Below are 22,641 nucleotides of genomic sequence, written 5' to 3'. Positions count from 1 at the left end.
CTCGTCTACGCCTGTTGATCCTGGCTCGCACTCCTAGGTAATCGCCGCGCCGATCCGGTGCGCGGTCTCACGCTGCGCGCGGTGCTGTTCGCGCTGACGGCGGATCTGATCCCGTATTACGCGCTGTACGCGCTGCTGTTCGCCGACCACGGTCTGAGCACGGCGCAGATCTCCTCGCTGCTGGCCATCTGGTCGGCGACCTCGTTCCTGCTGGAGGTGCCCTCGGGCGCGTGGGCCGATACGGTGTCGCGCCGGGGTCTGCTGATTCTTTCCGGCGTGCTGCTCACGGCGGGTTTCCTGGTCTGGACGCTGCTGCCGTCGTACGCGGGTTTCGCGGCCGGCTTCGTGCTCTGGGGTACCTCGGGTGCATTGCGTTCGGGCACCTTCGAGGCGCTGATCTACGACGATCTCGCCGCCCGTGCGTCGACCTCGGCGTATCCCCGGCTGATGGGTTACACCCGTGCCGCCGCCGAATCCGCCGCTCTCGCAGGCATTCTCGCGGCCGCGCCGCTGTACGCGTGGGGCGGCTACGCCCTGGTCGGCTGGTCGAGCGTGGTGCTGGCGGCCGTGCACGTGGTGTCGGCGGTCGTCCTGCCGACTGCTCCGAAGGTGGTATCCGCGTCGGACGTGGAGGAATTGGAGGAGGAGCCTGATGCGGTGCCGACCGCGCTCGCACCCGCCGGTATATCGCGATATGTGCACATGTTGCGTTCCGGACTTCGAGAGTCATTGCGGGTCAAGGTGGTTCGCCGCGGCGTCATCCTGGTCGCACTGCTGAACGGCATCACCGCGTTCGACGAGTACTTCGCACTGCTCGCCGATCATGCCGGAGCCTCCCCGTCGATATCGGCGGTGCTGGTCGGCGTGACGGTGGCGGGCGCGCTGGCCGGTGCGGCCCTGGCCGGTCGCACCGAAAGTGTTTCGGCGCGGGCCTTTTCGGTCGCGATGGGTATCGCCGGTGTGCTCTTCATCGGCGGCGCACTGCTGTGCGGGCTCGCGACCGCGCACCCCGGGTTCGGCTATCCGCTTGTCGCGGTGGGTTTCACGGCCATCGCGATCGCGTACGGCATCGATTACAACGCCGATGTGCTGGCCTCGGCCCGGCTCCAGGACGCCATCGAGGGTCCGGCCCGGGCTACCGTCACCTCGGTGTCCGGTCTGGTCACCGAGGTGATCGCACTGATCGTCTTCGTTTTCGCCGGTGTGTCGGCGGCCTGGCTGCCCATTCCGGCGCTGGTGGCGGCGCTGGGCACCCCGCTGCTGGTGATCGCCGCGCTGCTGCCGACCTGGCTGCCGGGTGAGCGGGAGGTCAGACCACCGACGGCCGATTGATGCTGGACCGCAGCACGTCGCCCTGTGCGGCGAAGCGCCGGGCGAGTTCGTGGCGCGCGTCGGCGTCGCCCATCGAATTGTTCACGCAGAAGCGGCCTTCGGCGACGGTCAGCAGTTTCACGTTGACCAGTCGAATCGGTGACAGCGGTCCGGGCACGGTGCCGGGTAGTTCGTCACCGACCAATCCGAGCATGACCACCAGCGCGCCGTCCTCGTCGAGATATGTTCCCGTCGCGGCGCGCGGCAATTGCGCGTTCTCGAGTTGAATGGTGATGACCCCGTACTGCTCCAGCATGTCCGATACCCGGAATCCATACTGCGCCACCAGATTCGATACCGTCATCACGGTCTGCCCGAGCCAGGAGGTCGCCACCGAAATGGTGTCGCTGTCACCGGGAATGTCCGGCGATATCCCGAACACCTCCAATTCGTAGCCGTTGGTGGGTTCCGAGTTCTCCCATTCGGTGGGGTCGGCCAGCCCGCTACTGGCGACCAGCAGCGCGTCATCGCGCCGCGAAATGGCGTGTGCCTGCCGCAATGCGGGCCACTGCGGCCCGCCCATGAACGCGGGATTGATCAAATGCGCGATCACATCACTATCGAGCCGCCCCCAGGAATTCCACGCTTCATCAAGTACCCGATAGGTCTCGGCGTCATGCGTATCGCCGATTGTTGATTCGGTCACGCAACGACCGTAACCGACCCACCCCGCCCCGGGCCATTCTCAGCTTCGTTCCCGCGCAACACATCTCGCCATTCCGGCCGGGCTGTGGAAATGCCGGGCGGTCGGCACGGGGAGGATTGAAGTGTGACTGGGCGACGGCGAGCGGGATTGGTGTTCGGGGGTTGCATCGGCGCGGGTGTGGCGGTGCAGGCGCGCGTGAACGGTGAGTTGGGGGAGCGCCTGGGCGATGGTGTCGCCGCCGCGGTCATCAGTTTCGGATCCGGGTTGCTGGTGGTGGGTGCGATCGTCCTGATGAGCGCGCGTGGGCGAGCGGGCCTGGGGAAGGTGCGGGACGCGTTGCGCGCGGGGGAATTGCGGTGGTGGCAGCTGCTGGGCGGATTGTGCGGCGCGTTCTTCGTGGCCTGCCAGGGGCTCACGGTGGCGGCCATCGGAGTCACGGCCTTCACGGTAGCGGTAGTGGCTGGGCAGTTGACGAGCAGTCTGCTGGTGGATCGGGTGGGGCTGGGTCCGCGCGGGCGGACGCCGGTGACCCTATTGCGTTCCGTGGGAGCGGGATTGGCGCTGGTCGCCGTCGCGCTGTCGGTGGCCGAGCGCTCAGGTGAGCGGGGCGGGCTGTCGGTACCGGAGGGATTGCGCGGCGGGCCGCAGCTATTGCTGATCGTATTGCCGCTGGTGGCGGGCTTCGGGGTGGCCTGGCAGCAGGCGGTGAACGGCCGGGTGGGTGCGGTCGGCGGACCGCGTACGGCAACGCTGGCGAACTTCGCGACCGGTTTGGCGGGGTTGGTGATCGTCGAGGCCGTGGTCATCGCGGGCAGCGGATGGCCGCACGGATTTCCCGGCGAACCCTGGCTCTACCTGGGCGGTGTGATCGGCGTGGTGTTCATCGCGCTGGCCGTACTGGTGGTGCGCTGGATCGGGGTGCTGCTACTCGGTTTGACCTCGGTGGCGGGTCAGTTGGCGATGTCGCTGGCTCTCGATGTGGTCGCCCCGACCGGCACTGGAGTCTCCGCACTCGCGGTGGTGGGCTGCGTGCTCACCTTCGCGGCGGTGGCGATTGCCGCGCGGGAGTGACCGAACGGCCGGTGCCCATCGGCACCGGCCGTAATCGTTTGTCAGGCAGGTGTTTCCAGCTTCCGCGAGCGCAGCTCGTGGCCCTTGGAGGTCTTGCAGCGCCCGGATTCCAGATCCCACTGCCAGCCGTGCAGATTGCAGGTGAGGGTATTGCCCTCGACCACACCGAATTTCGACAGGTCCGCCTTCAAATGCGGGCAGCGGCGCTGAATTTCCCAGCCGTCGAGTTCGGTGGAGGCGGAATCGTCGTGCGCCTCGGAGAACCAGCCGTCGGCGTAGGCGATGCGTTCATCGGTGAGGCATTTGAAGAAGGTGTAGAGGAATTCGTTGTATCCGCCGATGCGCCAGGTGGTGAAGCGCGTGGACAGGAAGATGGTGTTCACCCAGTCGGGTTCGTTATCGCGCAGTACGGTGCGCACCAGCGTGGGATCGATGCGGAAGCCGTAGCGCTGCTTGCCTTCTCCGTCGATGGGTGCGCGCACGATGCGCTTGGGGAAATCGAGCACGACGGTCTCGTCGCCCATGACCAGCGCGACCGAATAGCCGATGCCGTCGCAGATGAGATCGCTCTGCGCCATGATCGGCTCGAAGAGCTCCTTCAGGCGCGGCAGCAGGGGTCCGTCGGATTCGCTTGCCCAGGAGGCCTTTTCGGCCGCGATGACGGGCGCGAAGCGCTGTGCCATGGCCTCGATATAGGCGGCCTTGTCCCCGTATACGGTGTCCGGGTCGACCGCGTGCTCGAGCTGGAGTTCCTTACCGCGCACATCGGCGACCGAGCCCGGGATCATCAGGATCCCGCCCTCGTTGCCGTGGATGCGCATCTGCTCCAGGAAGACGACCTGGTCGGGGAAGATATTGCCTTCGTCGCCGCGATCGTCGTTGAGGTAGCGCAGTTCGTCGTCCAGGAAGACCGGCGGCCCGGCGGACGGCACCACCCAGGTGGCCCCGACCTGTTCGATGTAGGAGCGCGCCCGGTCCATCCCGCGCTGACGCTTCTGCTTGCCGAAGTTGGACTTGGTCTTGGTGGGGATGTCGTACACCATCGGGTACCAGATGGCCCCGGAGTACTGCAGCAGGTGAATGTCGATGTGCCCGAACGCATCGTGCAGCACATCCATATCGACGGGCCGCGCGTCGTTCATGTTGAAGCACACGGTCTCACCGTCGGAGACGATGATGCCGGAGTCGCCGATCGGCCCGTCGGCGGGCGCGCGCAGCGCGATGATCATGATCTCGAGGTCGCCGCCGGGTCCGGTGACGGTGTGCTTGACCGAATCCTCGGTCTCGAAGAATTTGGTGAAGCCGAGCTGTTCCAGTTCGCGGCGCAGGTCCGGCACGGGATAGTCGGGCAGCAGGACGGTGGCGTCCTTGTTGATCTTGTCGGCGAGGTGCTTCGCGTCGAAGTGATCGCGGTGCAGATGCGAGACGTAGAGGAAATCGCAGTTGCCGAGCGCGTCCCAATCCAGTTGCGTGTTATCGGGGAAGGGCACCCATGATGCGAAATATGCCGGGTTGACCCACGGATCGCACAGGATCGTCCCCGCTGCGGTGGAGATGTGGAACCCGGCGTGTCCGACGCTGGTGATCTGCACGAGCTTCTTCCTCCTCGACCGTTACCAGCCACCCAGGGTACTTGCTACCCCGAAACGTCGCCTATGCAGGAACCCCTCCTGCCGGAGTTCAGGGTGAATGTCCGTTTTTGCCGAATGGCTGTTACCTGGATCACTGGTAGCCGCGCGAGCAGCGACTACGCTGACGCAACTGTGGAACCCGTCTACTTCCCGATCATCGGGCTGGCTCGTACCGTCTTCGCGGCTCAGGGCCTGAAGTTCACTGTCACCGGCGACGAAAACATCCCGGCGAGCGGTGGCGCTGTCGTCGCCATCAATCACACCGGGTACATGGACTTCACGTATGCGGGCCTGCCTGCGCGTACGACGAAGCGCTATGTGCGTTTTATGGCGAAGAAGGAGGTATTCGACAACTCGATCACCGGGCCGATCATGCGGGCGCTCAAGCATATTCCGGTGGATCGCGCCGCGGGCGCGGACTCGTACCACGAGGCCGTCAATCGTTTGCGCTCCGGCGAACTGGTGGGCGTCTACCCCGAGGCCACCATCAGCCGCAGTTTCGAGTTGAAGGAATTCAAGTCGGGAGCGGCGCGCATGGCGATCGAGGCGAACGTGCCGATCATCCCGATGGTGATCTGGGGCGCGCAGCGGGTCTGGACCAAGGGGCATCCGAAGCGCCTGGGCCGCACCAACACCCCCATCTCCATCGAGGTGGGCGCACCGATCCAGCCGTACGAACCGGCGTCGGAGCTGACCGATCAGCTGCACAAGACCATGGAAGCCATGCTGCTCAATGTGCAGCGGGATTACGCGCACGAGCCGGGCGCGTACTGGGTGCCCGCTCGATTGGGCGGCAGCGCACCGACTTTGGCCGAGGCCAACGAACTCGACCGCGCCGAAGCGGCGGAGAAGGCCGCCCGCCGCGCCGAGCAGTAGCGCGCATGGACCGGGTGCGCGCACAAACCCCTTCCGGCCTCGATGAGGAGGGTGAGAGTCCGGAAGGGGTTGCGCGCCGCGGTTATTCAACCGTCGCGGCGGCCTTGGTGGTGATGGCTTCGGCGGCGGTGACCGCGTCGGCCGGTGCGTGCTTGCCGGCCGGAACGGCGAGATGGTCCAGTACGTACGCGGTTTCGCCGTGCACGGCCAGATCCAGTCCGGCGTCCTCGGCCTCGTCATCGGCGCGGATGCCGCCGAACAGCTGCATGACCTTGGCGATGGCGAAGGTGACCACGAAGGTGTAGGTCAGCACCGCCAGCACCGCGACGGTCTGCCGCCACAGCTGATCCACCCCGCCGCCGTAGAACAGTCCGGCCACGCCGTTGGGCGCGGAGCCGTCGGCGAGGAAGCCGATGAGCAGCGTGCCGAGAATGCCGCCCGCCAGGTGGATGCCCACCACATCGAGCGAATCATCCAGTCCGAAGCGGTATTTCAGCGAGACCGCGAGGCAGCACACCGCACCGCAGGCCGCGCCGACGATGAGCGCGCCCATCGGTGACACCGCACCGCAGGCGGGGGTGATGCCGACCAGGGCGGCGATCAGCCCGGAGGCCGCGCCCAGCGAGGTGGCGTGTCCCTCCTTGAACTTCTCCACCACGATCCAGCCGATCATGCCCGCGCAGGACGCGGCGATGGTGTTGAGCACCACCACCGAGGCGGCGTTGCCGGCGGCCAGCGCCGAACCACCGTTGAACCCGAACCAGCCGAAGAACAGGATGCCCGCGCCCAGCATGGTGAGCGGAAGGCTGTGCGGCCGTGGGGCGTTCGGGAACACCTTGCGCTTGCCGAGGATGAGCGCCAGCGCGAGTCCGGCGATGCCCGCGTTGATATGCACCGCGGTGCCGCCGGCGAAGTCGATGGCCTTCAGCTTGTTGGCGATCCAGCCGCCGTGGACCGAACCGTCCTTGCTGTCGAAGGCGAAAACCCAGTGTGCGACGGGGAAATACACCAGCAGCGCCCAGATGCCCGCGAAGGTCATCCAGGAGCCGAACTTCATCCGGTCGGCGACCGCGCCCGCGATGAGCGCGACCGTCAGTGCGGCGAACAGTAATTGGAAGGCCGAGAAGATGGCCGGTGGGAGTCCCGGCGTGGCGGGTGCGTCGAGCAGTTTGGATGATCCGAAGTATTCGAGCGGATCACCGAGGATGCCCGCGCCGCCCAGCGAATCGCCGAAGGACGCCGAGTAGCCGACGATGATCCAGAGCACGCCCACCACCGCGAGCGCGCCGAAGACCATCATGGCCATATTCAGGGTGTTCTTGACGCTGACCATGCCGCCGTAGAACAGCGCCAGTCCCGCCACCATGAGCGACACGGCGGCGAAGGCCGCGAGCATCCACGCGGTATCGGCCGCGGCTACTGCTTGTTCCATGTATCACCTGACTTAGAAGCGAATCCATACCAACGGTGTCCCTTGATAGGAATCGCCGTTGCGTGACAGTGGACCATCGCAGATGTTGCGTCGTGGTACGCCACTGTGAAAGATGCGTAAACCGCTGGGTCGCCCCGCGTTCGCTATGGTTTCATATCAATCAACAGTGATTCACTGTAGAAGACGATTGAAGCCGAAGGATGGACATGACCGACACCGCGGAATTCCTGATCATCGGCGGCGGCCTGGAGGGGCTCGCCATCGCCTGGTCCCTGGCCGAACGCGGTGCCACCGAGGTCCTGGTGCTGGAGCGCGCCACCCTCTGCTCCGGGATGACCGGCAAATCCAGCGGGGTGGTCCGATGCCATTACGGCGCACCGTCATTGGCGGCGATGTCCTGGTGGTCGGTGCCGTTCTTCGAGAACGCCGCCGAGATCCTCGGCGATGACCTGGGGTTCCGCCAGTGCGGATACGCGGTCGGCGTGGGCGCGGACAATCTGGATCCGCTGCTGGCCAATGTGGCCATGCAGCAGGCGCTGGGCATCGAGGTGGAACTGCTCGGCCACGATGAGATGGCCACACTGTGGCCGGGCTTGCGCGTCGACGATTTCGCCGGGTTCGCCTATGAACCGCGCGGCGGACGCGGCGAGGCGTATCTGACCGGCATGGCATTCGGTGCGGCGGCCCGTAGGCGTGGCGTCCGGATCCGCCAGCAGTCACCTGTGCTGGAGCTGATCAGCAAGGGCGACAACGTCATCGGCGTACGCCTGGCCGACGGCACCGAGGTGCATGCGGCCAACGTGGTACTCGCCGCCGGTCCGTGGACGCCCGGTCTCGCCGCCACCGCCGGGGTCGAGGTGGACGTGAAAGCCCAACGCGCACAGTTACTCCTGATAGATCAGGGTGAACCGCTGCCGCCGGTCCCGGTGCTCTCGGATCTGGTGAGCCTGCAATACCTGTGCCGCGAGCCCAATGGCGAACTGCTGGCGGGCAATAGCGATCACGCCGTCCCCGAGTACATCGATCCCGACGATTTCGTGAATCGCGCCGACGATTCGACCGTGGAGAAGGTGGTCGGCCGGCTCGAGCGGCGTCTGCCGGACATGCCGGATCCCCGGATCACCGGCAGCTATGTCGGCGCGTACGACGTCACCCCCGATTACAACCCGATCATCGGTCCCGCACCCGTGCCGGGACTGTTCCTGGCCACCGGTTTCTCCGGTCACGGCTTCAAGATCTCCCCGGCCGTCGGCCGCCTGGTCGCGGATCTGCTGCTGGACGGCCGCACCGACCTGCCGAATGTCGAGGCCGCCGACTTCCGCTACACCCGGTTCGCCGAGGGCCGGCCCCTGATCAGTCCGCACCCGTATCTCGGTGCGGGCGAAATGCGCTGAATCCCAACCACATCCGTACACCCTGTTCCAGGAGCCGATATGGCGATAGACACCACCACCGCGACGGTCACGCCGATCACCCCGGCCATGCCGTCGACCGGTCACCGCACGCTGTCCGATCTGGCGCGAGCCAGCGGCACCACCTTCATCCTGGCGCTGTTCACCACGCTCTCGGGCAAGCCGTGCGCGAAACTCGTTCCGGTACAGGCGGTCGGGCAACTCGAACAGGACGGCGTCGGGTTCGCCGGGTACGCCGCCGGAATGATGGGGCAGCAGCCTCGCGATCCGGATCTGGTCGCCATCCCGGATCCGGAGACGTTCACGCCGATCCCGTTCGTGCGTCCCGGTCTGGCACTGGTGCACTGCACCCCGCATGTGGAGGGCAAGCCGTGGCCGTTCGCGCCGCGCGTCATCCTGCAGCGCACCCTCGCGCGCGCCGCCGAGCGCGGGTACACGGTGAATGTCGGGACCGAAATCGAATACTTCCTGGTGGACAAGGGGCCGAACGGTCTCGCACCCGCCGACACCGCCGACCTGAGCCTGCAACCCTGTTATGACGCCCGCGATGTGACCCGCATGTACGACCATCTGGCCGAGGTCTCACAGGCCATGAATTCGCTCGGCTGGGGTAATTACGCCAGCGATCACGAGGACGGCAACGGCCAATTCGAGCAGAACTTCGATTACGCGGACGCGCTCACCACCGCCGACCGCGTGATCACCGCCCGCTACCTGCTCTCGGTGATCGCCGAAAAGCGCGGTATGAAGGCGACTTTCATGCCCAAGCCGTTCACCGATCGCACCGGCACCGGTATGCATATGCACCTGTCGGTGTGGGACGGCGAGCAACCGCTGTTCCCGGACGCGTCGGATCCGCGCGGTCTGGGCCTGTCCGCGACCGCCTACGGTTTCCTCGCCGGAATGCTCGAGCACGCCTGCGCTCTGCAAGGCGTGATCGCGCCAACGGTGAACTCCTACAAGCGAACCGGGGCCACCAGCACCGCGAGTGGCGCGACCTGGTCACCGCGCTATGCCACCTACGGTGGTAATGACCGCACCCACTATCTGCGGGTGCCCGATCAACATCGAGTGGAACTGCGCGGCGCGGACGGCTCGGCCAACCCGTATCTCGCCACGGCGGCCGCCATTGCGGCGGGACTCGACGGCATCGATCGCGCCCTCGATCCCGGCCTGCCCGGTGAGCAGCGCGGCGACATGCTCCCCATGACCCTGGTGCACGCCATGGACGCCCTGGAATCCGATCCGGTGGTGACCGCGGCCCTGGATATCGCCGGCCCCGGCGTCGCCACCTACTTCGCCGAACGCAAGCGCGAAGAGTTCTTCACCTGGCACAACACGGTTTCCAGCTGGGAGATCGACAACTATCTGACGGCTTTCTGACGTCCAGATCCCGAAAGGAGGGTGATTTCGATGTGTGGAATCGTGGGCTTGCACCTTCGAGACCCGGCGCTGTATCCGCGGCTCGGCGCGCTGCTGACCGGCATGCTGGATCAGATGTGCGACCGCGGACCGGATTCGGCGGGTATGGCGGTCTACGGCGATCCGGTGTGGTCGCCGCCGGGCACGGTCACCGTGTCACTGCTGGACAGTCCGCTATCGGCCGCCGAACTCGCCGAAAGGCTCACCGCCGCACTGGGTACCGCGGTCACCGCGATAGCGCTGGACCCGACCATCGTGCTGCACGCCGCTCTCCCCGCCGAGGACGGATCGGATGCGCTGGTGCGCGCGGTGCGGGAGATCGCGCCGGATGCGCGGGTCATCGGTTTCGGCTCGGATCTGGCCGTGCTCAAGGGGATCGGCAATCCGACCGAACTGGCGCATCGATTCGGGCTGCCGAATGCTCAGGGTTGGCAGGGCGTGGCGCACACCCGGATGGCCACCGAATCCGCTGTGACAGCGGAGGGTTCGCATCCCTTCTCGGTAGGTCCGGGCCAATGCCTGGTGCACAACGGATCGTTCAGCAATCACATGAGCATAAAGCACGAATTGCAGCGCGCGGGAGTCGAATTCGACAGCGAGAACGATACCGAGGTGGGCGCGCGTTTCGTCGCGCGGCAGCTGGCGCAGGGCGCTGACCTGGAGAAATCATTGCTGCTGCTCAATGACGCCTTCGACGGTTTCTACACGCTGCTGGTGTCGACGAGCGATTCGTTCGCCGTCGTGCGCGATGCCATCGCCTGTAAGCCCGCGATCATCGCCGAGACCGATCGCTGGGTGGCGATGGCATCGGAGTATCGCGCACTGGCGGATCTGCCGGGTGTGGCACAGGCCCGAATCTTCGAACCGGAACCGGAAGAGGTGTACCTATGGCGGCGATCGTGAGTGAGCGCACCGTGCTCGATGTGGCCGAATCCGGCACGCGCGCGGTGAATTCCGTCCTGATGGCGGCGCAGCCCCCGGCCGTGTTCGGCCTCGACAATCCACGCGGCGCGCACGCGCTGGCCTGCGGCTTGGATCGCGAGATCGAGGTCGCCATCGACGGCCATGTCGGCTACTACTGCGCGGGCATGAATCAGCGCGCGGCGGTGACGATCAATGGCAGCGCGGGGGTCGGCGTCGCCGAGAACATGATGTCCGGAACCGTCCGGGTGCGCGGTGACGCCTCGCAGTCGGCGGGTGCGACCGCACACGGCGGATTGCTGGTGATCGAGGGCAATGCCGGTGCGCGCTGCGGTATTTCGATGAAGGGCGTCGATATCGTGGTCGGCGGCAGCATCGGCCATATGAGCGCCTTCATGGGTCAGGCCGGTCGCCTGGTGGTGCTGGGTGATGCCGGTGAGGCACTGGGTGATTCGCTCTACGAGGCACGAATCTACGTGCGCGGCACCGTCGCCTCACTGGGCGCGGATTGCATTCGCAAACAGATGCGCCCCGAACATCTCGCCGAACTGCGCGAACTCCTCGATGACGCCGGATTCGACGCCGACCCAGCGGATTTCACCCGCTACGGCTCGGCCCGCGAGCTCTACCACTTCCACGTCGACAACGCCGCCGCGTACTGAGCAGCCAGGAGGCCACACCATGACTTCCCCGAATCCCGTGCTGCGCGAATCGGCGACCTTCGATCGCCGGGCCATCGCGGAAATCCAGCGCGCCGCCGATACCGGTATCTACGATATTCGCGGCTGGGGCGCGAAACGCCCACTGCCGCACTTCGATGACCTGCTGTTTCTCGGTGCGTCCATGTCCCGATATCCGCTGGAGGGGTACCGCGAACGCTGTGACACCGATGTGGTGCTCGGCGACCGGCATGCGAAACATCCACTGCACCTGGATATCCCGGTCACCATCGCGGGCATGAGCTTCGGCGCGCTGTCGGGCCAGGCCAAGGAGGCGCTGGGCCGGGGCGCGAGCGCGGTCGGCACCTCGACCACCACCGGTGACGGCGGTATGACACCCGAGGAGCGCGGTCAGTCCAAATACCTGGTGTATCAATATCTTCCGTCACGATACGGAATGAATCCGGATGATCTGCGCAAGGCCGACGCCATCGAAATCGTGCTCGGCCAGGGTGCGAAGCCGGGCGGCGGCGGCATGCTGCTCGGTCAGAAGATCAGCGAACGCGTCGCCGGAATGCGCACCCTGCCACAGGGTATCGATCAGCGCAGCGCCTGCCGCCACCCCGACTGGACCGGTCCGGACGATCTCGCCATAAAGATTCTGGAACTGCGCGAGATCACCCGCTGGGAGAAACCGATCTACATCAAGGTCGGCGCGACCCGCACCTACTACGACGTCAAGCTGGCCGTGAAGGCGGGCGCGGACGTGGTCGTCGTCGACGGTATGCAGGGCGGCACCGCCGCCACCCAGGATGTCTTCATCGAGCACGTCGGCATTCCGACGCTGGCCGCCATCCCGCAGGCCGTCCAGGCATTGCAGGAGTTGGGCGTACACCGCAAGGTGCAGCTCATCATCTCCGGCGGCATTCGCACCGGTGCCGATGTGGCCAAGGCGATGGCGCTCGGCGCGGACGCGGTGGCCATCGGCACCGCCGCCCTGATCGCCCTGGGCGACAACAGCCCCCGCTATGCCGCCGAGTACGAGGAGTTGGGTTCGGCTCCCGGGTTCTACGACGACTTCCAGGACGGTCGCGATCCGGCGGGCATCACCACCCAGGACCCCGTCCTCGCGGCCCGCTTCGATCCGATCGAGGGTGGCCGCCGCCTCGCCAACTATCTGCGCGTCCTCACCATGGAGGCGCAGACCCTGGCCCGCGCCTGCGGTAAATCCCACCTGCGCAATCTCGAGCCGGAGGATCTGGTCGCCCTCACCATCGAGGCCGCCGCCATGGCCCGCGTGCCGCTGGCCGGTACCACCTGGGTTCCCGGAGCCCCGCTATGAGCGTGCTCGGAGATCAGCCACCCGCGGTGGGGTCGGCGCGGTTCACGGACGACTCGGATTCCGCGGCAGCGGTTTTCGATCCGCTGTGGGCGGAGATTCTCGATGTCGGCAGGGATGGCGGTTCCGGCGGATACCGGCGCTATGCGTGGTCGGACGCGGATCTCACACTGCGCGAATGGTTTCGGGGCTGCGCCGCCGCACGTTCGATGGATCTCGAGCAGGATCGCAATGGCAACCTGTGGGCCTGGTGGCTGCCGCGCGATTGGCTCGGCGACCCCAAGGGTGCGTTCGTCACCGGCTCACATCTGGATTCGGTGCCGGACGGTGGCGCGTTCGACGGCCCACTCGGCATAGTCTCGGCATTCGCGGCGGTGGATCTGCTGCGAGCTCGAGGTATCGAGCCCACGATTCCCATTGCAGTGGTGGCCTTCTCGGATGAGGAGGGTGCACGCTTCGGCGTCGCGTGCATAGGTTCGCAGCTCTCGACCGGCGTCCTGGCTCCGGAGCGCGCCTTGGGCTTACGCGACATCGACGGAATCACCTTGGCGGAGGCACTGATTCGCGCGGGCCGCCGACCCGAGGAGCTCGGCGCGGACACCACCCTCACCGAGCGCGTCGGCGTCTTCGTCGAACTGCATATCGAACAGGGCCGTGCCCTGGACCTGGTGGATTCCGCACTGGCCCTGGCATCTTCGATCTGGCCGCACGGCCGCTGGGAATTCGATTTCACCGGTGAGGCCAATCACGCGGGCGCGACCCGGCTGGTCGATCGGCACGACCCCATGCTGGCCTTCGCCTCCACCGTGCACACCGCGCGCGCGGAGGCCGCCGCTCTGTCGGCCGTCGCGACCTTCGGCAAGGTACTGGTATCACCGAACGGCACCAACGCGATTCCGTCCCGGGTCCGGGCGTGGCTCGATGCCCGCGCCGCCGATCAGCCGACCCTGGAGACGCTGGTCGCGCACATCACGGCGGCAGCGCGCGGGCATGCGGCGGTGGATGACATCGATCTCACGGTGGTTGCCGAATCCATCACCCCGATAGTCGATTTCCCGGACGGTCCACGTAATCGCCTGGCGGCCGCGCTCTCCCACCTCGGCGAGATTCCGGTTATCCCCACCGCGGCGGGTCATGACGCGGGCATTCTCTCCGACAGTGTGCCGACCGCAATGCTTTTCGTCCGCAATCCCACCGGCGTCTCGCATTCCCCCGCCGAGCACGCGAATCCCGTCGATTGCCATGCGGGCGCGACGGCCCTGGCGGAGGTGATGGCGGCCTGGGTCGCCTGACTACTCCTCGACGTGGTTATCCGGGTACGCGGTGATGGCGAGGAAGCGAATCGGCAATCGCACCAGCTCATTCGGCCCGTGCGGTCCCTCGCCGTCGAGCAGCAGTGCGTCCCCGGGGCGGAGCGTGTACTCGGAATCCCCGTGGCCGTAGACCATTACGCCCTCGAGCATGTACAGCAGTTCGGTCCCGGCGTGCTGGAACAGCGGGAAGGTCTCACTGGCCTCGGTGAGGGTGACGAGCACCGGTTCCAGCCGCTTGTGCTGTCCGCGCAATGCGCCGAGCAGCTCGTAGTGGTGCCCCACCCGGGTGCCGCGCCCCACGATCCGCGCGCCGTGTCCGGCCGGGGTGAACACCGCCTCGCGTGCGGCGTCCGCCCCGCGGAACAGTGAGGTCACCGGCACATCCAGCCCGGCGGCCAGCCGCGCCAAAGTCGAAAGGCTGCACGAGGTCTGCGCGTTCTCGATCTTGGAGAGCATGGCCTTGGAGATCCCCACCTTGGCCGCCATATCCCCGACCGACAACCCGCTGGCCAGCCGCAGCGCCCGCACCTGCTTGCCGATGATCCGTTCCAGATCGACCCCGGTGGGCGTATCCGCGGCGATCTCCCGCTGCACCGGAGCCGGATCGCCGGTATCGCGAATTTCGGTGCGCCCTGTCATAACCCGATCCTAGCCTGGCCGTTTCCTGCCAGTTGACAACGGCTACGCAGGGTCGGACCCGCGCACCGCCGACAGCCAGATCGCGGCGGCCGCTCCCACCGTGGTCCCCGTCGCGAAACCCGTCGGCCCGCCGCCCGCCACGTACACCCACAGCAGGCCGATGAACGGCCCCGCGATCGCGGCCTGCGCGTCCAGCAGCAGCCGCCGCCCGAATTTCGCGGCGGTCTCCGCCATTGCCGCGGCATTGTCATCCGGCCGCGCCGGATTGTCGATGAGCCGTCCCACCGGTTCGGTACTGCGCATCCGCCCCGACGGATACACCCGCACCCCATCGACAACGACTGTGCGCCCGATCATTTCGCCGTTCCCCTGCGTCAGCGTGACCAGGGTGGGGTCGAAGAACACCGGTAGCCAGCGAGTTCGGCCCCCGGTGGTGAATTCCAGCCAGGACCGGCTCACCAGGCGGTGCTGCTGGCGCACCCGGCGCACCCCGACGGCGCGGCACGCGTCGCCGCGCGGTAGGCCGACCGGCAGCACGCCCAGTGCTCCGCCGAATTGGAAAGCGCTGTACCCCAGGATGATCACCGCGACCGTCCCGAGCAACGCGCCCTGCTCCGAACCGCCGAACGGCGCCCACGCGAGGCAAATCGCGAGGGCGCCGATCGTCATAACGGCCGGATAGGTCAGCGGATGACCCGTCCGGAGGATCACTTGAGGAAGCCGACCTTGGTGTAGTCCGCGCTGGCCAGACCGAACGCACCCCAGTTGGCGAGGTTCGCGCGCACGGCGTGGGTGCCGGAGGCCTGGTTGAGGGGCAGCGAATGCACCTCGTTGAAGATCATCAGATCGGCCTTGTTGGCGAGTTCGCGGGCCTTGGCCGGATCGAGCTCGGACAGCGTCTGATCGATGAGGGTGTTCAGTTCCGGCGATCCGACGCGGGCCTTGTTGCCCTGCCAGTTCGCGGGGTCGTAGTAGTAGAACTGCCGCAGCGCCTGCAACGGCAGCGTGGAGCCGGAGATGCCGGACTGGGCGATATCGAAGTTGCCGGGATTGATCACATTGGTGAAAAGACCGGTGCCGGGCACGGTTTGGATGATCATCTTGACGCCGACCTTGGCCAGGTTGGCCTGGATGATCTTGGCGGTATCCACCCAGCCGGCCTGGTCGTACATGACATCGCGCAATTCCAGCTTGCGCCCGTCCTTTTCGCGGACGTCACCCTTGAGCACCCAGCCGGCCGCGTCCAGTTCCTTGGCGGCGGCATCCGGATCGAACGCCACAACCGCTGAATTGTCCTGGTACCCGGTCTGTCCCGCGATGAAGACGTGGTTGTTCACCACCTGCGGCTGATCGACGATGCCGTGCTGGCTGGTGTTGACGATGTTCTGCCGGTCGATGGCCTTGGCGACGGCCCGGCGCACCGCCGGATCCTCCAGCAGACCGCCGGGTGCGCCGTTGAACGTCAGAATATTGACGCTCGGCTCCGAGGTGCGCCGGATCTCCACCCCGGGGGCATTGCGCGCCGCGGTGACGTTCTCCAGACCGGCGACGTACGCCTCATCCAGCTCGTTGTTCTGGATGGCGGGCACCACCGCGGTGCTGTCCAGCACGCTGAAGGTGATGTTGGCCAGTACCGGCTGATCGCCCCACCATTTCGGGTTGCGGCTCAGGGTGATCCGGTTCTGCGTCCGGTCCAGATTGGTGATGATGAACGGCCCGGAGCTGACCGGCAGCGAATTGCGCGCCCAGTCGTTGAACGCCTGCGGGGATTCGGTGTCGGCCTTCGGGTACAGCCCGCCGAACAGGCCCTGCCATTCGCCGTACGACTTGTCGAAGGTGACGATCACCTGCCGGTCGTCCGTGCCGCGTTCCACCTTGCCGATGGCGTTGTAGCCGCTGGAGGAGGCGACCTGGTAATCCGGGTTCCGGCCGTTCATGGCCTGCCACTGCGAGCGGAAATCCTCCCAGGTGATGGGGGATCCGTCGGACCACACGGCCTTCGGGTTGATCGTGTAGGTGACGACCTGCTGCGGGCTGGTGCTGGTCAGCTGGATATCGGTGTAGTAGTTGTTATCGACGCTGAGCTCACCGGCCGCATTGCTCTTGAACGTCTGCGGCAGCGTCGGACTCACCACATCGTTGGTGTCGGTGGTGTTGCCGTCCACGTGCAAGCCGTTGAACGACTCCGGATACGCGCTCAGCGACAGCCGCAGGTTGCCGCCGTCGGCCAGATCCGACACCGGATGCGGATTGATCGCATTGGTGGCTCCGAGCGCGGCGGTACCGCCCTCCGTGCTGTCGCCGGCGCTACAGCCGGACACGAGCAGGCCCAGGGCGACCATGGGGATCGCGAGTCGTGTCACTGTCGAACGTATCCGCATGGACCGCTCCTTCCGCCGAGACGGCTGTAGTTACTTCAGGAACCCGATGAGGGTGTAGTCGTACGAGGCCAGCCCGGGTGCACCGTAATTGGCCAGCTCGGACCGTACCCCGTAGTTGCCTTCGGACTGGGTCAGCGGCAGTGAGTGGCCCTCTTCGAAGACCTTGCGGTCGACCTGATTGGCCAGTTCGATCGCCTTTTGCGGATCCAGTTCCGAGAGCGTCTTGTCGATCAGCTCATTGAGTTCGGGTGAGCCGATGCGCCCGTAGTTGGCCTGCACGTCATCGGGGTAGTAGCCCCAGATCTGCGGGACGCTGCCGAGCGGGAAGGCATCGCCCTGGAAGGTGAACTGGCAGACGTCGAAATCGCCGGGCTGGATGACATCGGTGAAATACCGTGCGCCGGGCCGGGTGTCGATGGTGAGCCCGACGCCCACCTTGGCCAGATCGGCCTGGATCATCTTGGCGATGTCGACCCAGGTGGGGTCGTTGTACATGACATCGCGGATGACGAGCTTCCTGCCGTCCTTGCTGCGGGTGCCGTCGCCGTCGCGCCGCCAGCCGATGGCATCGAGTTCGCGGGCGGCGGCATCGGGATCGAAGCCGAGGGAATTATCGCGATATCCGTTCTGGCCCTGCAGATATACGTGATTGTTCAGCGCCTGCGGATTCGCGGACAGCCCGTTCTGCACGGTGACGGCGATGCGCTGCCGATCGATGGCCTTCGAGATCGCCACGCGCAGTGCGGGATCGGCGAGAATGGAACCCGGTGCGCCGTTGAAGGTGAAGTGCCGCCAGCGATTACCGGGCGCGTGCCGCAGATCCATCCCGGGCGTATTGCGCACGTTCTGCACATCGTTGATATCGCCGAGCAGGGCGGCGTCGAGTTCCTTGTTCTGCAGCGCTGGCACCCAGGCGGTGCGGTCCAGCACGCTGACGGTGATGGTGTCCAGCTTCGGCGTCGCGCCCCACCATTTCGGATTGCGGGCCAGCACGATTCGGCCCTGCGTCTTATCGGTGGACTGCACCACGAACGGTCCGGCGGTCAGCCCGATGCCGTTGAGCAGCGAGGTATTGAACGAATCCGGGTCGCGCGTCACCTGTTTCGGGAACAGCGTCGCATTGCCCGCGAACTGCCCGCGCCAGTCGGCGAAATGCTTGTCGAAGGTGATGACGGCCTGCCGGTCGTCCACCCCGCGCTCGACCTTGCGGACCCGGTCGAAGCCGTTGGCGATGGCGATGAGGAAGCGTTTGTCCTTGCCGCTCAGCGCATTCGCCTCGGAGGCGATGTCCTCCCAGGTGATGGGGCTGCCGTCGGACCACACCGCCTTCGGGTTGATGGTGTAGGTGACCACCTGCGGATCGGTGGAGGTCAGCTGCACATCGGTGAAGTAGTCGTGATTGACGGTGAGGTTGCCCGCGGCGTCGGTGTCGAACGCGCGCGGCATGAGCGGCCGGATGCTGTCCATGATCTCGCCGTCATTGCCGTCCACCTGGAGGGTGTTCCAGTTGACCGGGAACGAGGTGACGGCCAGGCGCAGATTGCCGCCGTCGCGCAGATCGTCGCGGGGATGCGGATTGATATCGGCGCTATTGCCGATGATCGCGGAACCGGTGGGGGCCTCGGTGCTGCCGCCGCACCCCGCCACCAGCAGTCCGGCCGTGAGAAGTAGTGCGGCGCACCGTGTTTTCCGCATCGCATCGCTCCTATCGGGTGGTCGCCGGAACCGGTACCGCGTCGATCAGCGCGCGGGTGTACTCGTGTTCGGGAGCGGCGAAAATGCGTTCCGCCGGGCCGTATTCGACGATCTGTCCGCGATACATCACCGCGATGTCGTGCGCCAGATTACGCACCACGGACAGGTCGTGTGAGACGAACAGATAGGAGAGCCCGCGCTCGGCCTGCAGGTCGCGCAATAGATTCAGCACACCGGCCTGGATCGAGACGTCCAGCGAGGACACGGGTTCGTCCAGCACCAGCAGTTCCGGATCCAGGGCCAGGGCGCGCGCGATATTGATGCGCTGCTTCTGCCCGCCGGAGAAGTCGGCAGGGTAGCGGTCGGCGTGCTCGGGGCGTAATCCCACCTGCCGCAACAACTCCGGTACCCGCCGATTGATCTCCTCGCGCGAGCGCCCGTCGATGCGCAGCGGTTCGGCCAGCACATCGGAGATGGGCAGGCGCGGATCCAGCGAGGACGACGGGTCCTGGAAGACGATCTGCATCTTGCGCCGGATATCGCGCCGCTGCTGTTTGGTCAGCGCGGTGACGTCATTGCCGAGGATCTCGATGCTGCCGCTCTCCGGCTGCACCAGATCCATGATCTGGGTGAGCGTGGTCGACTTGCCCGAGCCCGATTCCCCGACCAGGGCCAGCGTGCGACCCGCGCGCACCTCGAAGCTGATGCCGTCGACGGCCTTCACTTCGCCGGTGCGCCTTTGGAATACGACGCCCTTGGTGATCGGGAAGGTCTTGCGCAGCTCCTGGACCTTCAGCACCACCTGCGAGGTGTCGACCTCGGTTTCCTCCGGCGGCGCGTCGATCTCGCGGCGATAGGCGGTGAACAGCGCGTCGCTGCCCACCTCCTCGGTGCGGATGCACGCGGCCCGATGTCCCGGACCGGTATCGCGCAGCGGCGGTTCGGCGGCCAGGCAGTCCTCGACCGAGACCGGGCAGCGCGGTTCGAACGGGCAGCCCGCCGGCAGGTCGTGCATGGCGGGCGGGGTGCCGACGATGGGAATCAGCGGTGCGCGCGGCGGACCGTCGATGCGCGGGATCGAGCCGAGCAGCCCGACCGTGTACGGCATCCGCGGTGCGTGGAAAAGCTCTGCGGCCGGGGCGGTTTCGACGACCCGTCCGGCGTACATGACGGCCACGCGATCGGCGAGGGTGGCGGCGATGCCCATATCGTGGGTGATGAAGATGACGCCCGCGCCGGTGATATCGCGCGCCTTGCGCAGCAGGTTCAGGATCTGCGCCTGCACGGTGACATCGAGTGCGGTGGTGGGCTCATCGCAGATGATGAGTTCGGGATCATTGGCGATGGCCATGGCGATGACCACGCGCTGGCGCATACCGCCGGAGAACTCGTGCGGAAAAGCCTTGGCGCGCACCGTCGGATCCGGAATACCGACGAGCTCGAGCAGTTCGATCGCCTTGGCGGCGGCCTCCTGCTTGCTCATCTTGCGGTGTGCGAGCAGGGCTTCCGCGATCTGATCACCCACGCGGTAGACCGGTGTCAGCGCCGACAGCGGATCCTGGAACACCATGGACACCCGGCTGCCGCGCAGCTCGGACATCTGCTTATCGCCGAGCCCGAGCAACTCGCGCCCGCGCAGCCGGATGGAACCGCGCACGCGCGCCTGTTCCGGCAGCAATCCCATGATGGCCATGGAGGACACCGACTTGCCGGAGCCGGACTCGCCGACGATGGCGACCACTTCCCCGTCGTTGACGGTGAAGTTCACCCCGCGTACGGCATCCACCCGGCCTTCTTCGCCGGGAAAGGACACCTTCAGATCGGAGACTTCCAAAAGCGGTGCGGTGGTGCGCCGCTCGGTCGACTCCGGCACGGTCTCACTCATGCCTCGGCCTTTCGGTCGGCGCGCTTGCCACGCTGTTTGGCACGCGCCCGCTTGGCGCTCGGATCGAAGGCGTCGCGCAGGCCGTCACCGATGAGGTTGGTGCACAACACGATCGTGACCAGGAACGCGCCGGAGAATACGAAGGTCCACGGATAGTTCAGCGCGGAGGAGCTGTACCGGCCGATCAGCGAGCCCAGCGAGATGTCCGGCGGTTGCACACCGAAACCCAGGAAGCTCAAACCGGTTTCGGCCATGACCGCGCCGCCGACCGCGAGGGTGGTGTCGATGATCAGGATGGACGCGATGTTCGGCACCACGTGCGTGGTGATGACGGTCCAGGTCGACGCGCCCATATACCGTGCGGCGCGCACGAATTCGCGCTCGCGCAGGCTCATCGAGAGCCCGCGGATGATGCGGGCGCTGATCATCCAGCCGAAGAAGGCGATCAGCACGGTGAGCAGCAGCAGTGAGCTGTTGCCCTTGGTCTTGGGCGCGAACAGCGCGATCATGATGAAGCTGGGGATGACCAGCAGCAGGTCGACCAGCCACATGATGGCCCGATCGGTCCAGCCGCCCAGCAGACCCGCGAGCGAGCCCGCGACGGTCGCGATCACCGCGGACAGGAATGCCGCGCAGAAGCCGATGATCAGCGACTTCTGCAAACCGTGCAGGGTCTGCGCCAGCACATCCTCACCGGAGAGCGTGGTACCGAACCAGTGCTTGGAGCTCGGCGGCTTCAGCTTCTGATTGAGGTCCGGATCCATATCGGTGTACGAGTACGGCACGAAATGCGGCAGCACGAACGCGGCCAGGAACACCAGCAGCAGCACGAACAGTGCCGCCACCGACACCCTGTTGCGCAGGAAGCGGCGAATGACCAGCTTGCGGCGGCCCACCGGCTGCGGTGCGCCCTGGATGATGGTCTCGACTTCGGTCATCCCACACGCACCCGGGGATCGAGCAGCGCGTACGCGATATCGGACAGCAGGCCCGACAGCAGCACCACGATGCCGGTGAACAGGGTCGAGGCGAGCACGATATTGATGTCCTGCGCGCCGATGCCGTTGACGATCCATTCACCGACGCCGTGCCAGCCGAAGATCTTCTCGGTGAAGGTCGCGCCGGTGATGAGTCCGCCCAGGCTGTAGGCGAACAGGGTGGCCATGGGTATCAGCGCGGTGCGCAGGCCGTGTTTGTAGAGGGCGCGGGACCGGGTGAGGCCCTTGGCGCGTGCGGTGCGAATGAAATCGCTGCTCAGCACATCCAGCATGGCATTGCGCTGATACCGGCTGTATCCGGCCATCGCGCCCAGCGCCAGGCCGAGGGTGGGGATGAACAGGTGCTGCGCGCGATCGACGAGCTGATTCCACAGGCCGTGGATCTGCGTCGCCGAGGTCTCACCGGTGTAGAGGAAGATCTGCTCACCGGTGGCCTGATTGATTTGCAGCGCACCGAATTTCAACAGTGTCGCGAGCAGGAACACCGGCGTGGACAGCAATAGCAGCGAGACTATGGTGCTGAAGTAATCGCTGAACTTGTACTGCCGGATGGCATTCGCCGCGCCGATCAGCACACCGAGCACGCTGCCCACGATCGATCCGATGAGCAGCAGTCGCAGACTGACACCGATGCGCCGCGGCAGCTCCTCGCTGACCGGCTGGCCGGGGAGCGTCTTGCCGAAGTCGCCGTGCACCACCCCGCCCGCCCAGGCCAGATAGCGCTGCGGGATCGGATCATCGAGATGCAACTCGGCGCGCTTGGCGTCGATGACCGATTGCGGCGGTCGCGGATTCCGCTGTTCCAGGTAGTCCAGCGGCGTGAATGTGAGTGACGCCACGGTGAAAACCAGGAACGACGCCAGCACGAGCAGCACGACATAGTTCAGTGCGCGTCGCAGGAGAAAGCCGGCCATCAGTCCCTCTCGGGTCGAGTTCTTGTGCAGATCATA

The 22,641-nt window shown here is 66.2% G+C and carries 19 protein-coding genes; 9 read left to right on the top strand and 10 right to left on the bottom strand.

Annotation, left to right across the window (positions count from 1 at the left end):
• Positions 1-57: 57 nt before the first annotated feature.
• Complete coding sequence (locus tag ACFVUS_RS20990) at positions 58-1,332, top strand: MFS transporter (protein ID WP_387768561.1); 1,275 nt, start codon at positions 58-60, stop codon at positions 1,330-1,332.
• Here the strand turns inward: ACFVUS_RS20990 and ACFVUS_RS20985 are convergent.
• Positions 1,310-2,017, bottom strand: coding sequence for a hypothetical protein (locus ACFVUS_RS20985; protein WP_387768558.1), 708 nt, complete (start codon positions 2,015-2,017; stop codon positions 1,310-1,312). The genes ACFVUS_RS20990 and ACFVUS_RS20985 overlap by 23 nt on opposite strands.
• A 123-nt stretch (positions 2,018-2,140) precedes the next feature.
• Between ACFVUS_RS20985 and ACFVUS_RS20980 the strand changes: the two genes are divergently transcribed.
• Positions 2,141-3,088 (top strand): DMT family transporter, encoded by a 948-nt coding sequence (locus ACFVUS_RS20980; protein ID WP_387768555.1) that lies wholly within the window; start codon positions 2,141-2,143, stop codon positions 3,086-3,088.
• 41 nt (positions 3,089-3,129) lie between these two features.
• Here ACFVUS_RS20980 and ACFVUS_RS20975 read toward each other — a convergent pair whose 3' ends face one another.
• Positions 3,130-4,680 carry a Rieske 2Fe-2S domain-containing protein gene (locus ACFVUS_RS20975; protein ID WP_387768552.1) on the bottom strand — a complete coding sequence of 517 codons (1,551 nt, stop codon included), beginning with the start codon at positions 4,678-4,680 and terminating at the stop codon, positions 3,130-3,132.
• Positions 4,681-4,851: 171 nt separating this feature from the next.
• Between ACFVUS_RS20975 and ACFVUS_RS20970 the strand changes: the two genes are divergently transcribed.
• Positions 4,852-5,595 (top strand): lysophospholipid acyltransferase family protein, encoded by a 744-nt coding sequence (locus ACFVUS_RS20970; RefSeq protein ID WP_387768549.1) that lies wholly within the window; start codon positions 4,852-4,854, stop codon positions 5,593-5,595.
• A gap of 82 nt (positions 5,596-5,677) precedes the next feature.
• On the opposite strand, the gene ACFVUS_RS20965 is transcribed toward ACFVUS_RS20970, so the two are convergent.
• Positions 5,678-7,027: an ammonium transporter gene (locus ACFVUS_RS20965; protein ID WP_387768546.1), complete on the bottom strand. Its 1,350-nt coding sequence runs from the start codon at positions 7,025-7,027 to the stop codon at positions 5,678-5,680.
• A 206-nt stretch (positions 7,028-7,233) separates the two neighbouring features.
• Between ACFVUS_RS20965 and ACFVUS_RS20960 the strand changes: the two genes are divergently transcribed.
• Genes ACFVUS_RS20960 through ACFVUS_RS20935 form a run of 6 tightly spaced genes read left to right on the top strand, consistent with a single transcriptional unit; the run spans position 7,234 to position 14,072 of the window.
• Complete coding sequence (locus tag ACFVUS_RS20960; protein WP_387768543.1) at positions 7,234-8,421, top strand: NAD(P)/FAD-dependent oxidoreductase; 1,188 nt, start codon at positions 7,234-7,236, stop codon at positions 8,419-8,421.
• Positions 8,422-8,460: 39 nt separating this feature from the next.
• On the top strand, positions 8,461-9,822 hold the full coding sequence (gene glnT, locus ACFVUS_RS20955; protein ID WP_387768539.1) for a type III glutamate--ammonia ligase: 1,362 nt from the start codon (positions 8,461-8,463) through the stop codon (positions 9,820-9,822).
• Between the two features lie 30 nt (positions 9,823-9,852).
• A complete protein-coding gene (locus tag ACFVUS_RS20950; protein WP_387768536.1) occupies positions 9,853-10,764 on the top strand; it encodes a glutamine amidotransferase family protein in 912 nt (303 codons plus the stop codon).
• Positions 10,749-11,444: a protein glxC gene (locus ACFVUS_RS20945; protein ID WP_387768533.1), complete on the top strand. Its 696-nt coding sequence runs from the start codon at positions 10,749-10,751 to the stop codon at positions 11,442-11,444. Before ACFVUS_RS20950 ends, ACFVUS_RS20945 begins: the two co-directional genes overlap by 16 nt.
• A 19-nt stretch (positions 11,445-11,463) precedes the next feature.
• The gene (locus ACFVUS_RS20940; protein ID WP_387768530.1) at positions 11,464-12,783 is read left to right on the top strand and encodes an FMN-binding glutamate synthase family protein; all 1,320 of its coding nucleotides are present in this window, start codon (positions 11,464-11,466) and stop codon (positions 12,781-12,783) included.
• Positions 12,780-14,072: an allantoate amidohydrolase gene (locus ACFVUS_RS20935; protein WP_387768527.1), complete on the top strand. Its 1,293-nt coding sequence runs from the start codon at positions 12,780-12,782 to the stop codon at positions 14,070-14,072. Before ACFVUS_RS20940 ends, ACFVUS_RS20935 begins: the two co-directional genes overlap by 4 nt.
• On the opposite strand, the gene ACFVUS_RS20930 is transcribed toward ACFVUS_RS20935, so the two are convergent.
• The 7 genes from ACFVUS_RS20930 to ACFVUS_RS20900 are packed head-to-tail and all read right to left on the bottom strand — an operon-like array spanning position 14,073 to position 22,605.
• On the bottom strand, positions 14,073-14,732 hold the full coding sequence (locus ACFVUS_RS20930; protein WP_387768524.1) for a helix-turn-helix domain-containing protein: 660 nt from the start codon (positions 14,730-14,732) through the stop codon (positions 14,073-14,075).
• 42 nt (positions 14,733-14,774) lie between these two features.
• Positions 14,775-15,401 carry a hypothetical protein gene (locus tag ACFVUS_RS20925; RefSeq protein WP_387768521.1) on the bottom strand — a complete coding sequence of 209 codons (627 nt, stop codon included), beginning with the start codon at positions 15,399-15,401 and terminating at the stop codon, positions 14,775-14,777.
• Positions 15,402-15,439: 38 nt separating this feature from the next.
• Complete coding sequence (locus ACFVUS_RS20920; protein WP_387768518.1) at positions 15,440-17,113, bottom strand: ABC transporter family substrate-binding protein; 1,674 nt, start codon at positions 17,111-17,113, stop codon at positions 15,440-15,442.
• Positions 17,114-17,143: 30 nt separating this feature from the next.
• Positions 17,144-18,808: an ABC transporter family substrate-binding protein gene (locus ACFVUS_RS20915; protein ID WP_387768515.1), complete on the bottom strand. Its 1,665-nt coding sequence runs from the start codon at positions 18,806-18,808 to the stop codon at positions 17,144-17,146.
• A 10-nt stretch (positions 18,809-18,818) separates the two neighbouring features.
• Positions 18,819-20,693 (bottom strand): dipeptide ABC transporter ATP-binding protein, encoded by a 1,875-nt coding sequence (locus tag ACFVUS_RS20910; protein ID WP_387768512.1) that lies wholly within the window; start codon positions 20,691-20,693, stop codon positions 18,819-18,821.
• Positions 20,690-21,631 carry an ABC transporter permease gene (locus ACFVUS_RS20905; RefSeq protein WP_387768509.1) on the bottom strand — a complete coding sequence of 314 codons (942 nt, stop codon included), beginning with the start codon at positions 21,629-21,631 and terminating at the stop codon, positions 20,690-20,692. Before ACFVUS_RS20905 ends, ACFVUS_RS20910 begins: the two co-directional genes overlap by 4 nt.
• Positions 21,628-22,605, bottom strand: coding sequence for an ABC transporter permease (locus ACFVUS_RS20900; protein ID WP_375961712.1), 978 nt, complete (start codon positions 22,603-22,605; stop codon positions 21,628-21,630). Before ACFVUS_RS20900 ends, ACFVUS_RS20905 begins: the two co-directional genes overlap by 4 nt.
• Positions 22,606-22,641: the final 36 nt, after the last annotated feature.

This window comes from Nocardia sp. NPDC058058 (assembly GCF_042885355.1).
Lineage (GTDB): Bacteria > Actinomycetota > Actinomycetes > Mycobacteriales > Mycobacteriaceae > Nocardia.
Note: the sequence above shows the minus strand (reverse complement) of the source record. Positions and strands in the feature narration are given on the sequence as shown.